A 13721-nucleotide genomic window follows, 5' to 3' on the forward strand; every position below is an offset into this window, starting at 1 on the left:
TCAGCGGCACGGCAGGGCCGGCACTGCGCCGGCGCGCCCGCTCACTTGGTCAGTGCCGTGCCGCCGAGGGCAAACACCGAATTGGGGGCGTTCACACGGATCGGTTTGACCACCGGGGTGCTGGAGATCGCGCGCTTGATCATGGGGGCGTTTTCCACCACCACGCCCTTGGCGATCTGCTCGTCGACCAGCGACTGCAGCGTCACGGAATCCAGGAAGTCGACCATCTTGGCGTTCAGCGCCGCCCACAGCTCGTGGGTCATGCAGCGATTGCCTTCGCCCAGACAGTTTTCCTTGCCGCCGCACTGGGTGGCGTCGATGGGCTCGTCGACCGACACGATGATGTCGGCGACGGTGATTTCGGCCGCTTTGCGACCCAGGGTGTAGCCGCCGCCGGGGCCGCGGGTGGATTCCACCAGCTCGTGCCGACGCAGCTTGCCGAACAGCTGTTCCAGATAGGACAGCGAGATCTGCTGGCGCTGGCTGATGGCGGCCAGCGTCACAGGTCCGTTGTTCTGGCGCAGGGCCAGATCGATCATGGCGGTGACCGCAAAGCGGCCTTTGGTCGTGAGGCGCATCTTCAAGCTCCTTGTATGTGGCTTGACCGTCGTTGGATGGTTGCCGGGAGCCTTGACTCCTGACGACCGCTTCTCCACCCACCCGACCACGGTGTCCGTGGTGCTTGATTCAAAGGTTTCGTCGAAGGTTCCCGACTGTTTTTATCGAGTATACCACAATAGCCAAGTGGAATACTCGACTTAACCCGGCCCAGCCTCAGGCCAGGGCGTCGTCGCCCGCGGCGCCCAGCACCCGCGCCTTGAGCTGGTGCAACTGGTCGCGCACGGCTGCCGCCTTTTCGAACTCCAGATTGCGGGCGTGCTCCATCATGAGCTTTTCCAGCCGCTTGATTTCCCGGGCCAGATCCTTTTCACTCATGGCCTCGGCCTGTTCGCGCGCTGCGGCCTCGGTGGCCAGACGCTCCGCTTCCTTGCCCGACTTTTCGCTGTAAACCCCGTCAATCAGGTCTTTCACCCGCTTGACGACGGTGCGCGGCGTGATGCCATGGGCCTCGTTGTAGGCCATCTGCTTGGCGCGCCGCCGTTCGGTTTCATCCATCGCGCGGCGCATGGAGTCGGTGATGCGGTCGGCGTACAGGATCGCCGTGCCGCTCACGTTGCGCGCCGCGCGGCCGATGGTCTGGATCAGGCTGCGCTCGGCGCGCAGAAAGCCTTCCTTGTCGGCATCGAGGATGGCCACCAGCGAGACCTCGGGAATGTCCAGACCTTCGCGCAACAGATTGATACCCACCACCACATCGAAAGCGCCCAGGCGCAGGTCGCGGATGATCTCAACCCGCTCGACCGTGTCCACGTCCGAATGCAGGTAGCGCACTTTGACGCCGTTTTCCGTCAGGTAGTCGGTGAGCTGCTCGGCCATGCGCTTGGTCAGCGTGGTGATGAGCACGCGCTCGTTGCGCTCCACACGCAGGCGGATCTCCTGCAGCACGTCGTCGACCTGGTGCGTGGCCGGGCGCACTTCCACCACCGGATCGACCAGGCCGGTGGGTCGCACCACCTGCTCCACTACCTGGCCAGCGTGCGTCTTTTCGTATTCGGCCGGCGTCGCCGAGACAAAGATGCACTGGCGCATGCGCTGCTCGAACTCGGCGAATTTGAGCGGTCGGTTGTCCATGGCGCTCGGCAGCCGGAAACCGTACTCGACCAGCGTGGTCTTGCGCGCGCGGTCGCCGTTGTACATGGCGTTGAGCTGGCCGATCATCTGGTGGCTCTCGTCCAGAAACATCAGCGCGTCGCGCGGCAGGTAATCGGTCAGCGTGGGCGGTGGGTCGCCCGGCTGCGCGCCCGAGAGGTGGCGGGTGTAGTTCTCGATGCCTTTGCAGTGCCCCACTTCGCTGAGCATCTCGATGTCGAACCGGGTGCGCTGCTCCAACCGCTGCGCCTCCACCAGCTTGCCCATGCCCACCAGCTCCTTCAGCCGGGCGTCGAGTTCCTGCTTGATGGTCTCGACCGCACGCAGGGTCTTCTCGCGGGGCGTGACGTAATGGCTCGACGGATAGACCGTGAAGCGCGGCACCTTCTGGCGCACGTGGCCCGTCAGCGGGTCGAACAGCGCCAGCGACTCGATCTCGTCGTCGAACAGCTCGATGCGCACCGCCATCTCCGAGTGTTCGGCCGGAAACACGTCGATGACGTCGCCGCGCACACGGAAGGTGCCGCGGGCGAAGTCCTGCTCGTTGCGCGTGTACTGCATGCGGATGAGCTGAGCAATCAGGTCGCGCTGGCCGATCTTGTCGCCGTTGCGCATGATCAGCCGCATCTGCATGTAGTCCTCGGGCGTGCCGATACCGTAGATCGCACTCACGGTGGCCACGATGACCACGTCGCGCCGCTCCAGCACGCTCTTGGTAGCCGACAGCCGCATCTGCTCGATGTGCTCGTTGATCGCGCTGTCCTTTTCGATGAACAGGTCGCGCTGCGGCACGTAGGCTTCGGGCTGGTAGTAGTCGTAGTAGCTGACGAAGTACTCGATGGCGTTCTTCGGGAAGAATTCGCGAAACTCGCTGTAGAGCTGAGCGGCCAGCGTCTTGTTGGGGGCAAAAACGATGGCCGGCCGGCCCAGCCGGGCGATCACGTTGGCCATCGTGAAGGTTTTGCCCGATCCGGTCACGCCCAGCAGGGTCTGGAACACCTCGCCATCCTGAATCCCCTCGACCAGCTGCGCAATGGCCGTGGGCTGATCGCCCGACGGCGGAAACGGCTGGAACAGCTCGAACGGCGAATCGGGAAAGCGCACGAATTCGCCCGCAGGCGGCGACGCTTCGGCGCGCGCCGGTGCGCTGTCGGAAAGGGGCGCTGAGCGGGAGGCGTTCACGGCGTTCGGTTCCAGGGGGCAGGACAAACCGATGAGTGTACGGCGCATGCCGGGACCGTGCACCGCCCGCGCAGGGCCGCCGGTAGAATGCCGGGTTGGGCTGTCGCCGGCTTCGGCTGCGCCGAACGCGATCCGCCCGCCCCTCCAATCCCGCACCGACCACACGCACCATGTCTCTGTTCTCCGCCGTCGAGATGGCTCCGCGCGACCCGATCCTGGGTCTGAACGAACAATTCGCCGCCGATACCAATCCCCACAAGGTCAACCTTGGCGTTGGCGTCTACTTCGACGACAACGGCAAGCTGCCGCTGCTGCAGTGCGTGCAGGCGGCCGAAAAGGCCATGATGGAAAAGCCCACCGCCCGTGGTTACCTGCCGATCGACGGCATCGTGGCCTACGACAACGCGGTCAAGGGCCTGGTTTTCGGCGCCGAGTCCGACGTGGTCCAGAGCGGCCGTGTCGCCACGGTGCAGGCCATCGGCGGCACCGGCGGCCTGAAGATCGGTGCCGACTTCCTTAAGAAGGTCAGCCCGAACGCCAAGGTCCTGATCTCGGACCCGAGCTGGGAAAACCACCGCGCCATCTTCACCAACGCCGGTTTCGAGGTGGGTACCTACGCCTACTACGACGCCGCCACGCGTTCGGTCAACTTTGACGGCATGCTGGCCGACCTGAACGCGGCCGCGCCCGGCACCATTGCCGTGCTGCACGCCTGCTGCCACAACCCCACTGGCTACGACATCACCGCGGCCCAGTGGGACCAGGTGATCGCCGTCGTCAAGGCCAAGGGCCTGACGCCCTTCCTCGACATGGCCTACCAGGGCTTCGGCCACGGCATCGCCGAAGACGGCGCCGTGATCGGCAAGTTCGTGGCCGCCGGCCTGGACATCTTCGTCTCCACCAGCTTCTCCAAGAGCTTCAGCCTGTACGGTGAGCGCGTGGGTGCGCTGTCGGTGGTCGCGGCCGACAAGGACGAAGCCGCCCGCGTGCTGAGCCAGCTCAAGATCGTCATCCGCACCAACTACTCCAACCCGCCCACGCACGGCGGCGCGGTCGTGGCGGCGGTTCTCAACAACCCCGAACTGCGCGCCCTGTGGGAAAAGGAACTGGCCGAAATGCGCGTGCGCATCAAGGCCATGCGCCAGAAGCTGGTCGATGGCCTGAAGGCCGCCGGCGTGCAGCAGGACATGGGCTTCATCACCACCCAGATCGGCATGTTCAGCTACTCGGGCCTGTCCAAGGACCAGATGGTGCGCCTGCGCAGCGAATTCGGCATCTACGGCACCGATACCGGCCGCATGTGCGTGGCCGCGCTCAACAGCAAGAACATCGACTACGTCTGCCAGGCCATCGCCAAGGTGATCTGAGCGCCGTCCGCGCCCGTCATCTCGCTGAAAAGGCCGCTCACCGAGCGGCCTTTTTCGTGGCGGCTCTCAGCGCCAGAGCATGGAGCGCATCGATATCGAGGCCGCCTGAAAGCCCTCGTTGAAGAAGCGCACCGGCGCCTGGCTGCCGGAGCCCTCCTCCCCCACCACCGCGCCAGCGGCGTAGAGCAGAGGCAGGTAGTGATCCCAACTGGGGTGCGCCAGCTGCGCGGTGCGGCCCTGTTGCCGGAACCCGGACAGGTCACCCAGACGCCCCTGGGCCACCGCGTCCGCGACAAAGCGGTCGAACTCGATGGCCCAGTCGTAGGCCTGGTGGTCGCCAGCGCCGAAATTGAGGGCGCGCAGGTTGTGCACCACGTTGCCACTGCCCACGATCAGCACCCCCTTGCGCCGCAAGGCAGCCAGTTGCTGGCCAAGCGCGAAATGCGCCTCGGGCGGCTGGCCGTAGTCCATGCTGAGCTGGATCACCGGAATGTCGGCGGCGGGAAACATCGGCTTGAGCACCGACCAGGCGCCGTGGTCGAGCCCCCATTCGCCGGTGTCCAGCCCCAGCGGCTCACCCGATCCGGGCTGGCTCAGGGCCGTGCCGATGGCCTCGGCCATGGCCGGGGCTCCCGGCGCCGGGTACTGCTGATCGAACAGGATCTGGGGAAAGCCGCCGAAATCGTGGATGGTTCTGGGCCGTTCCATGGCCGTGAGGTACCAGCCTTGCGTGATCCAGTGGGCCGAAATGCACAGGATCAGGCGCGGGCGCTCCCAGCCATCGAGCAATTCCGTGCCCAGCGACTGCCATTGGCGCCGCCAAGCGTTGTCTTCCACGGCATTCATCGGGCTGCCGTGACCCACAAAGAGGACCGGCAGGGGTGGCGTTTCCGGCCAGTCTGCCAGCATGCCCAGGTCCGTGGCGGGCACGGAAGTGTCGGAATCGTTCACGGAAAAACCCTCAATTGGACGCAGAAACGGAAAGGAAATACCCGCGGAATTCTTTCACGAAGGTGACAGGTCTGCGGGGCAAATTAGGTGTTTGCCCCCTCACGGCCCCAGGGGCATGCTGATATATTGCACTGCAACATAACCAATCGCCTCCCCCATGCTGTATCAGATCTACGAGACCCAGCGTTCCATCATGGAGCCGTTTTCCGACCTGGCCTCGGTCACGTCCAAGCTGCTCAACAACCCGCTGTCTCCCCTTGGCCACCTGCCGCTGGCGCAGCGCATGGCAGCGGGCTACGACCTGCTGCACCGCCTGGGCAAAGACTACGAAAAGCCCGAATTCGGCATCCATACCGTCGATGTGGACGGCGTGGACGTGGCGATCCACGAGCGCGTGGAAATCGACAAGCCGTTCTGCGAACTGCGCCGGTTCAAGCGTTTCTCCGACGACACGACCACCCTGGGCAAGCTCAAGGGCCAGCCGGTGGTACTCATCGTGGCCCCGCTGTCGGGCCACTACGCCACGCTGTTGCGCGACACCGTGCGCACCATGCTCAAGGACCACAAGGTCTACATCACCGACTGGAAGAACGCCCGCCTGGTGCCCCTGTCCGAGGGGGAGTTCCACCTGGACGACTACATCAATTACGTGCAGGAGTTCATACGCTACCTGCAAAAGACCTACGGCAACTGCCACGTGATGAGCGTGTGCCAGCCCACGGTGCCCGTGCTCGCTGCGGTATCGCTGATGGCCTCGCGCGGCGAAACGACGCCGCTGTCCATGACCATGATGGGTGGCCCGATCGACGCACGCAAGTCGCCCACGGCGGTCAACAACCTGGCCACACAGCGCAGCTTCGCCTGGTTCGAGAACAACGTCATCTACCGCGTGCCCGACAAATTCCCCGGTGCCGGCCGGCGCGTCTACCCGGGCTTCCTGCAGCACACCGGCTTCGTGGCGATGAACCCCGACCGCCACCTGAACAGCCACTACGACTACTTCCAGAACCTCATCAAGGGCGACGACGCCAGCGCCGAGGTGCACCGCAAGTTCTACGACGAATACAACGCGGTGCTCGACATGGACGCCGACTACTACCTGGAAACCATCCACACCGTCTTCCAGGACTTCAAACTGGTCAACGGCACCTGGGACGTGCGCAACGAGCAGGGCCGCGTCGAGCGCGTGCGCCCGCAGGACATCGTGCACAGCGGCTTGCTGACGGTGGAAGGCGAGCTCGACGACATCTCCGGTTCGGGCCAGACCGCAGCGGCCCATGCGCTGTGCACCGGCATCCCGGCGGCCCAGCGCAAGCACTACGAAGCCAAGGGGGCCGGGCACTACGGCATCTTCAGCGGCAAGCGCTGGCGCGATCTGGTCTACCCGGAAGTCAAGGCCTTCATCCTGGCGCACCAGCCCAGCACCTCCGCGCCCGACGCGGCGGCGCAAGCCCCTGCCCGGAAGACCCCGGCGCGCAAGCGCGCGGTGCCGGCCAAAACGGCCTGAAACCCACCCGACTGGCCGCTGCACCGCGTGCCGGCGCCGGTATAGTCGGCGCATGAACGAACTGGCCCTCCGCATCGACGACGCCCTGCCCCAGACGCAGTGCACGCGCTGCGGTTACCCCGATTGCGCTGCCTACGCCGAAGCCATCGCCGCTGGCGAAACCGCCATCAACCGCTGCCCGCCCGGAGGCCAGGAAGGGGTGGAACGGCTGGCCGCCCTCACCGGCCTACCGGTGCAGCCGCTGGACCCGGATTGCGGCGTGGAAGGCCCGGTGACCGTTGCCGTCATCGACGAAAGCTGGTGCATCGGCTGCACCCTGTGCATCAAGGCCTGCCCCACCGATGCCATCGTGGGCAGCAACAAGACCATGCACACCGTCATCGACGCCTACTGCACCGGTTGCGAGCTGTGCATTCCCGTGTGTCCGGTGGATTGCATCGGGCTGGAACCGGTCGGCCAGGCCACCGGCTGGGCGGCCTGGCCGGCCGCGCTGGCCGATCAGGCGCGCGACCGCTACCACCGGCGGCGGCAGCGTCTCGCGCGGGAGCAGAAGGAACACGAGGCCCGCCTGGAAGACAAGGCGCGCATGAAGCTGGCCGATCTGGCCGCCCATTCGCTGCACACCGACCCGGCCGTGCTCGACAAGAAAAGGGCCGTGATCGAGGCCGCCCTGGCCCGCGCACGGGCGCGGCGCGAGAGCCCCTCCGGCTAGAGCCCCTCGCTTCCGCCGTCAGGCCGTGCGGGAGATGCCGGTTTTGTAGATGCCGCAGCCCACGTACAGATCGTCCACGCGGGTCACGTACGACATCTTGGTCTGCAGCGCGCCGGTCACCGGATTGACGATGTCGTACTCCACCCAGCCCGGCTCCTGCTCCGCCTGCGCCACGATGTCTTCCAGCAGCGCCTGACCGTCCACGCCGGGAATGTCGTGCACGCTCGACCCGACCTTTTCCGGCTTGCCCCCGAAGGCCCGGTAGGTGCCTTGCCGGTCGAGCGCGAACACGTACATGTCGCGATCATGGAAGCCTTGTGCCGGATCGGTGATGGCCTGGGCGAAGGCGCCCGTACCATGGCGGCGGCGGTGCTCCAGCGCGCGATCCACCAACTGCACGGCCTCTTCGGCCGTGCCTTGCTGCAACAGGAACGACGACACCGCCCGCGCCAGGTGGGAGGCGCGCCCCTCCAGCCGGTTGGCCTGCTCCACCGCACGCTCGACCATCTGGGCGTTGCGCTGGGTGATGGTGTCGAGCTGGCGCACAGCGGACGATATCTCCGACAGCCCGCTGCTCTGCTCGGCGCTGGCGGCCGAGATGAGCGACATGTTGCTGGCCACCCCACGCACGCCGTCGACGATTTGCCGGATGTTGTCGCCGGCGCTGCGGATCTGTCGCACACCGTGCGCCACCTGGTTCGACGAGGTTTCGATCAGCACCCGGATTTCACGCGCTGCGGCCGCCGAGCGCTGGGCCAGCGAGCGGACCTCACTGGCCACCACCGCGAATCCACGGCCCTGTTCGCCCGCCCGGGCTGCCTCGACCGCCGCATTGAGCGCGAGGATATTGGTCTGGAAGGACAGGCTGTCGATCACGCCGATGATCTCGTCCATCTGCTGGGCGCTCTTCTGGATCACCTCGACCGAGCTCACCGCTTCACCCATGCTGCGGGCGCCGGACTCGGCCACGTCGCGCACCTTAGCGGCCTGGGCATCGGAGTCGACGGCGGTGGTCGCGTTCTGCTGCACCGTGCTGGACAGCTCCTGCACGCTGGCCGCGGTCTGCTCCAGGCTGGCGGCCTGCTGCTCGGTGCGGTCGGCCAGGTCGCGGTTGCCGGCCGCCAGGCTCTTGCCGGCAAACGCCACCAGGGCCGAGTTGCTGCGCACCTCGGCCACCATTGCCGATAGGTTGGCGTTCATGCGGTCCAGCAGACCCGCCAGCTCGGCCAGTTCGTCGCGGCCGTGCACAGCGATGTGGGTGCGCAGGTTGCCGGTGGCCGTCTGCCGCATCACATCGATGGCTCGCCGGAAGTCGGTCACGAAGCTGCAATAGAACGACAGCATCAGGAACGCCACCAGCACGATCCCCACCGCCACAGCCACCAGGCTGTACAGGCGCAACTGCTTATCGCTGGCCAGGCGTGCCTGCAACAGAGTGAGCAGACGGTCCTGCACTTCCGCCTGGAAGGCGGTCACCGGCGCCATGGCACGCGTGCCGGCTTCGAAGTACTGCGCACCGGTCATCGCCGGGGCGCCGGAATCGGCAAACGCACGCCCGGATTCGGCCAGAAACGCCTCCACCCCCTTCATCGCCTCCGCGCCGTGCAGGTCGGACACCCCGTACCGCGTCAGGAACCCCTGCAGATACGCGATGTCAGCGGTGGCCTCGCGCGCATCGGTGATGCTGCTGACGATGCGCGTCCGCCAGACCGGATCGCGCTCGGCCAACCCAGCCTGGCTGGCGCCCAACCCACGCACCTGAGCCACCAGCTCGGCCCAGCGCGGCAAGTGGCTCACGGTCAGGTCCATCAGAAAATAGCTGGCCGGGTCGGGATCGAACAGCAGGCTCGACCGTTCGGCGGTGGTGTAGAGAAACAGCCGCAGCGCCCGCAGCGCCGCCGTGTGGCGGTCGAAGGCCTGCTGCGCCGAGGCATTCCCGGCGTCCCCGAGGCCCGCCAGTTGCGTGCGCAGCCGCCCCCATTCCGTCGCCAGATCGAAATCGGGCCGGGCGGTCACCGCGGTGTCCATGGCCTCCAGCGCGGCGCGCAGCCGCTCGCCGGTCTGAACCAGGGCCGCCTGCGCCCCAGCGTCGCCGGCGGCAAGCAGCAGCGTCTGCCCACGGTGCTTCTGCACTTCGGTGGTCACGCTCGCCAGCCGCTGGGCCAGGGCCATGCCATCGATCTCGGCCGCCGTGATGCGGATCGTGCTGTTCAGGCGATGGGTCAGGGTCAGGCTGATGATGACCAGGGGCACGAACAGCACCAGCGCCAGCAGACCCAGTTTGGTCGGCAGATGCAACCGGCGCATCAATCGCGTGCCGATTCGCAAGGGGTTGAGCAGGATCATGCAAAGGTCTCCATGGGCGCCAGGGGACGCGACGCGCCTGGCATTCCTATCGGCGACCGGGCCTGCGGATTGAGAAAACCCCGGGGAAACCCTGATGGGCAACGTCAGTGCATGGGCGGCAGGCCTGGGCGCTGCGTCACAAACTGCCGGAAGAGCTGCGTCGCCAGCAGCCGCAAGGTGTCGTCGGGCAAATCGCTGGCGGCCGACAGTTGGGCCAAGGCATAGCAGCGGTCGCCCCGCATCGATGCACGGTGCACGCTGAGACCATGGCGGGCCATGCGCCAGGAAAACTCATCCAGCACCGATGCGGACCAGGGCAACCGGGCCGCATCGTGCCCGCGCCAGCGTGCTGCCTGGGCGTGCCATCCCCCCGAGTCGGCCTGCGCGAGGACCACCGGCCGGGTCTCTTCGGCGGCTGTCGGGACAGGGGGCTTCCAGGGGTTCATCGTGCGCTCCTTGCGGGTCAGGGACCTCCACCCAGAGTTCCCCACCACAGGAGATCACTGTAGAGCGCAGCGCCCGACTCCGGTGCCCGGAACAGACGGGCCATTTCCCCGCAGTCCCCCGGTTCGCACAGAGCGCCGGAACGCCCGGGCGCCCCGGTCCATGATCGTGTCCCCGACAATCACCACCATGACTTCCCCGACCACCCGCCTCATCAAACTGGACGCACAACCCGCCGGCACGCCCGACACCGATCACCCCCGCCCGGAGCGGCTGATCCGTGGCAACCCGCTGCGCGAAACCTGGAACCGGGTGGACGACCCTTTGGTGGCCGGCCAGGTGTACTGCGGGGTCTGGCGCTGCGAGCCCGGTCACTGGCGCATCGCCATGGGCCCGACCGAACGCGAGCTGTTCACGGTGCTACAAGGCCGCTGCCGGGTGCACGATGAACGGGGTGGCTTCGAGGAAGCCGGACCGGGTGAGGCCATCTACATTCCACCGGGCTTCGCGGGAGCCTTTGAGGTGCTGGAGCCCCTGACCAAGACCTACATGATCTGCGAATAAAAAAGCCCCGCTCGGCGGTCTGCCGGCGGGGCCTGTCTCCTCAGGCTCTTAAAAAAAGCGGCCGGCTACGCTCAAGCCGGCTGTGCCGCCAGTTGGGCAAACGCGCTCACCACCGCGGGCGGCGCCTGCACCAGCTCGATCAGCACGCCTTCCCCGCCGATGGGGAATTCGTCGTTGCCCTTCGGGTGCAGGAAGGTGATGTCGAAACCCGCCGCCCCCTTGCGGATGCCGCCGGGCGCGAACCGCACCCCTTGCGCGCTCAGCCACGCCACCGCCACCGGCAGGTCATCGATCCACAGACCGATGTGGTTGAGTGGCGTGGTGTGCACCGCCGGCTTCATCGAAGGGTCCAGCGGCTGCATCAGATCGACCTCGACCTTGAAGGGGCCGGTGCCGATGGCGCAGATGTCCTCGTCCACGTTTTCGCGTTCGCTGCGAAAGGTGCCGGTAACCTCCAGACCGAGCATGTCGACCCAGAGCTTCTGCAGCTTGAGCTTGTCAGGGCCGCCGATGGCGATCTGCTGGATGCCCAGCACCTTGAACGGCCGCTCAGGGCGCAGCGCTGGAGTGTTGGGGCTCATTGCTCGAACTCCACGATGGGTTGGTCCACCACCAGCGACTCGCCCTTGCTCGCGAGCACCTTGCCCACGACACCGTCGGCCGCCGCGAACAGCACGTTTTCCATCTTCATGGCCTCGATCACGGCCACGCGCTCACCGGCCTGCACCTTCTGCCCCGGCTGCACGGCCACATCGACCAGCAGGCCCGGCATGGGCGAGAGCACGAACTTGCTCATGTCCGGCGGGGCCTTGAACGGCATGAGTTGGTGCAGCTCGGCCATGCGCGGCGACACCACCATGGTTTCCAGCTTGGTACCGTTGTGCTGCACCACCAGGGCCAGCGGGTTCTTGGCCGAGCCGCGCTCCATCTGGGCCACGAAGGCCTGACCATTGACCTCGCCCGTGATGACGATGTCGTTCAGGCGCGAAGGCGAACTGATCTTGTAGCGCTTCTCACCCACCTGCACCGACGCATAACCCGTCTCGCCCACGAATTCGTCCACGTGCACCGGCGTGTAGCGGTGCTGGCCATCGGCCGCCAGACTGATCACGGTGTAGTCGCTGCCCACCTTCACGCCGTAACCCGGCAACTGGCCCGAGATGCCCGTGGCACGTTCGCGGCTCTTGCGGCGCACGAAGGCGGCCAGCGCGACCAGGAAATCGGCATCGCTGTGCGGCACGTCCTCGGCACGGAAGCCGTTCGCGTAGTGCTGGGCGATGAAGCCGGTGTTGAAGGCACCCGAGACGAAGTCCGGGTGCGCGAGCAACGCGGCCTGGAACGGGATGTTGCTGTTGATGCCACGGATCACGAAGCCGTTGAGTGCCTCGCGCATCTTGGCGATGGCGTCGTTGCGGTCCTTGCCGTGCACGATGAGCTTGGCGATCATCGAGTCGTAGAACATCGGGATCTCGCCGCCTTCGAACACGCCGGTGTCCACGCGCACGCCCTGCTTGTGGGCCGTGTCGGCCTGCCACATGGTTTCGACCGGCGGCGTGAAGCGCACCAACCGGCCGGTGGACGGCAGGAAATTGCGGAACGGGTCCTCGGCGTTGATGCGGCACTCGATGGCCCAGCCGTCGCGCTTGACGTCGGCCTGCGTGAAGGCCAGCTTCTCGCCAGCCGCCACGCGGATCATCTGCTCGACCAGGTCCAGGCCGGTGATGCACTCCGTCACCGGGTGCTCCACCTGCAGGCGGGTGTTCATTTCCAGGAAGTAGAAGTCCTGGTCCTTGCCGACCACGAACTCCACCGTGCCGGCCGACTGGTACTTCACCGCTTTGGCCAAGGCCACGGCCTGCTCGCCCATGGCCTTGCGCGTGGCGTCGGAGATGAAGGGCGACGGCGCCTCTTCGATCACCTTCTGGTGGCGGCGCTGGATCGAGCACTCGCGCTCGTTGAGGTACAGCACGTTGCCGTGGCTGTCACCGAGGATCTGGATCTCGATGTGGCGCGGCTGCTCGACGAACTTCTCGATGAAGATGCGGTCGTCGCCGAAGCTGTTGCGGGCTTCGTTCTGGCAGGCGGTGAAGCCTTCGAGCGCCTCCTTGTCGTTGAAGGCCACGCGCAGGCCCTTGCCACCGCCGCCGGCCGAGGCCTTGATCATCACCGGGTAGCCGATGCCCTTGGCGATCTCCACGGCCTGCTCGGCCGAGGGGATGGGGTCGTTGTAGCCGGGGATGGTGTTGACCTGGGCCTCGTTGGCCAGCTTCTTCGAAGCGATCTTGTCGCCCATGGCCGCAATGGAATGGGCCTTGGGGCCTATGAAGGCAATGCCCTCCTTCTCGCAGCGGTCGGCGAAGGCTTCGTTTTCCGACAGGAAGCCGTAGCCGGGGTGGATGGCTTCGGCACCGGTCTTTTTCGCAGCCTCGATGATCTTGTCGGCCACCAGGTAGGACTCGCGCGAGGGCGCCGGGCCCAGCAGCACGGCCTCGTCGGCCAGGCGCACGTGGCGCGCTTCTTTGTCGGCCTCGGAATAAACGGCCACGGTAGCGATGCCCATCTTGCGGGCAGTGGCGATGACTCGGCAGGCGATTTCGCCGCGGTTCGCAATCAGGATTTTCTTGAACATGGAATTCTCCATTGCAGAAGTCAGTGGTTTTGGCTGGCCGTTGTTGCTGTGCCCGCAAGGAGCGGAGCGTGTGCGCCTCCGCTCATGTCCCCCGCCGGCCTGCGGCCGGCTCCTCCTTGACTTCGCTGCGGCACACCCGCCCCACTCCTCGCTGCGAAGTGACTCAACGGGATGGCCGCATGGAACACGCCCCACACGCTCGGGTGGCGGGAGCGTTTTGCGCAGGTAAAGGAGGAGGCCGAAGGCCGGGGGACACGGAGCAAAACGCTCCCACCACCCGAGCCGATCCGGCGCGCAACAACGGCAGAA

11 protein-coding genes are annotated in these 13721 nt (G+C 66.3%); 4 read left to right on the forward strand and 7 right to left on the reverse strand.

Annotation, left to right across the window (positions count from 1 at the left end; translation table 11 throughout):
* Positions 1-41: 41 nt before the first annotated feature.
* The gene (gene iscR / locus L0977_RS16650) at positions 42-578 is read right to left on the reverse strand and encodes a Fe-S cluster assembly transcriptional regulator IscR (RefSeq protein ID WP_234265977.1); all 537 of its coding nucleotides are present in this window, start codon (positions 576-578) and stop codon (positions 42-44) included.
* A 196-nt stretch (positions 579-774) separates the two neighbouring features.
* Positions 775-2814, reverse strand: a complete 2040-nt coding sequence (gene uvrB / locus L0977_RS16655; protein ID WP_234266027.1) for an excinuclease ABC subunit UvrB — start codon at positions 2812-2814, stop codon at positions 775-777.
* A gap of 248 nt (positions 2815-3062) precedes the next feature.
* Between uvrB and L0977_RS16660 the strand changes: the two genes are divergently transcribed.
* Positions 3063-4259, forward strand: coding sequence for an amino acid aminotransferase (locus L0977_RS16660; protein ID WP_234265978.1), 1197 nt, complete (start codon positions 3063-3065; stop codon positions 4257-4259).
* 66 nt (positions 4260-4325) lie between these two features.
* Here L0977_RS16660 and ygiD read toward each other — a convergent pair whose 3' ends face one another.
* Positions 4326-5168 (reverse strand): 4,5-DOPA dioxygenase extradiol, encoded by an 843-nt coding sequence (gene ygiD / locus L0977_RS16665; RefSeq protein ID WP_234266028.1) that lies wholly within the window; start codon positions 5166-5168, stop codon positions 4326-4328.
* A 199-nt stretch (positions 5169-5367) separates the two neighbouring features.
* Between ygiD and L0977_RS16670 the strand changes: the two genes are divergently transcribed.
* On the forward strand, positions 5368-6717 hold the full coding sequence (locus L0977_RS16670; RefSeq protein WP_234265979.1) for a polyhydroxyalkanoate depolymerase: 1350 nt from the start codon (positions 5368-5370) through the stop codon (positions 6715-6717).
* A gap of 52 nt (positions 6718-6769) precedes the next feature.
* A complete protein-coding gene (gene rsxB, locus L0977_RS16675) occupies positions 6770-7429 on the forward strand; it encodes an electron transport complex subunit RsxB (RefSeq protein ID WP_234265980.1) in 660 nt (219 codons plus the stop codon).
* Between the two features lie 18 nt (positions 7430-7447).
* Here the strand turns inward: rsxB and L0977_RS25615 are convergent, their stop codons facing one another.
* The gene (locus tag L0977_RS25615) at positions 7448-9775 is read right to left on the reverse strand and encodes a methyl-accepting chemotaxis protein (RefSeq protein WP_326491081.1); all 2328 of its coding nucleotides are present in this window, start codon (positions 9773-9775) and stop codon (positions 7448-7450) included.
* 104 nt (positions 9776-9879) lie between these two features.
* The gene (locus L0977_RS16685; protein WP_234265981.1) at positions 9880-10221 is read right to left on the reverse strand and encodes a hypothetical protein; all 342 of its coding nucleotides are present in this window, start codon (positions 10219-10221) and stop codon (positions 9880-9882) included.
* Between the two features lie 187 nt (positions 10222-10408).
* On the opposite strand from L0977_RS16685, the gene L0977_RS16690 reads away from it, so the two are divergent.
* A complete protein-coding gene (locus L0977_RS16690) occupies positions 10409-10783 on the forward strand; it encodes a cupin domain-containing protein (protein ID WP_234265982.1) in 375 nt (124 codons plus the stop codon).
* Positions 10784-10854: 71 nt separating this feature from the next.
* On the opposite strand, the gene L0977_RS16695 is transcribed toward L0977_RS16690, so the two are convergent.
* Positions 10855-11364 carry a VOC family protein gene (locus tag L0977_RS16695; RefSeq protein ID WP_234265983.1) on the reverse strand — a complete coding sequence of 170 codons (510 nt, stop codon included), beginning with the start codon at positions 11362-11364 and terminating at the stop codon, positions 10855-10857.
* The gene (locus L0977_RS16700; RefSeq protein WP_234265984.1) at positions 11361-13412 is read right to left on the reverse strand and encodes an acetyl-CoA carboxylase biotin carboxylase subunit; all 2052 of its coding nucleotides are present in this window, start codon (positions 13410-13412) and stop codon (positions 11361-11363) included. Before L0977_RS16700 ends, L0977_RS16695 begins: the two co-directional genes overlap by 4 nt.
* Positions 13413-13721 lie beyond the last annotated feature (309 nt).

It is taken from the genome of Hydrogenophaga sp. NFH-34, assembly GCF_021401345.1.
GTDB lineage: Bacteria > Pseudomonadota > Gammaproteobacteria > Burkholderiales > Burkholderiaceae_C > Hydrogenophaga > Hydrogenophaga electricum.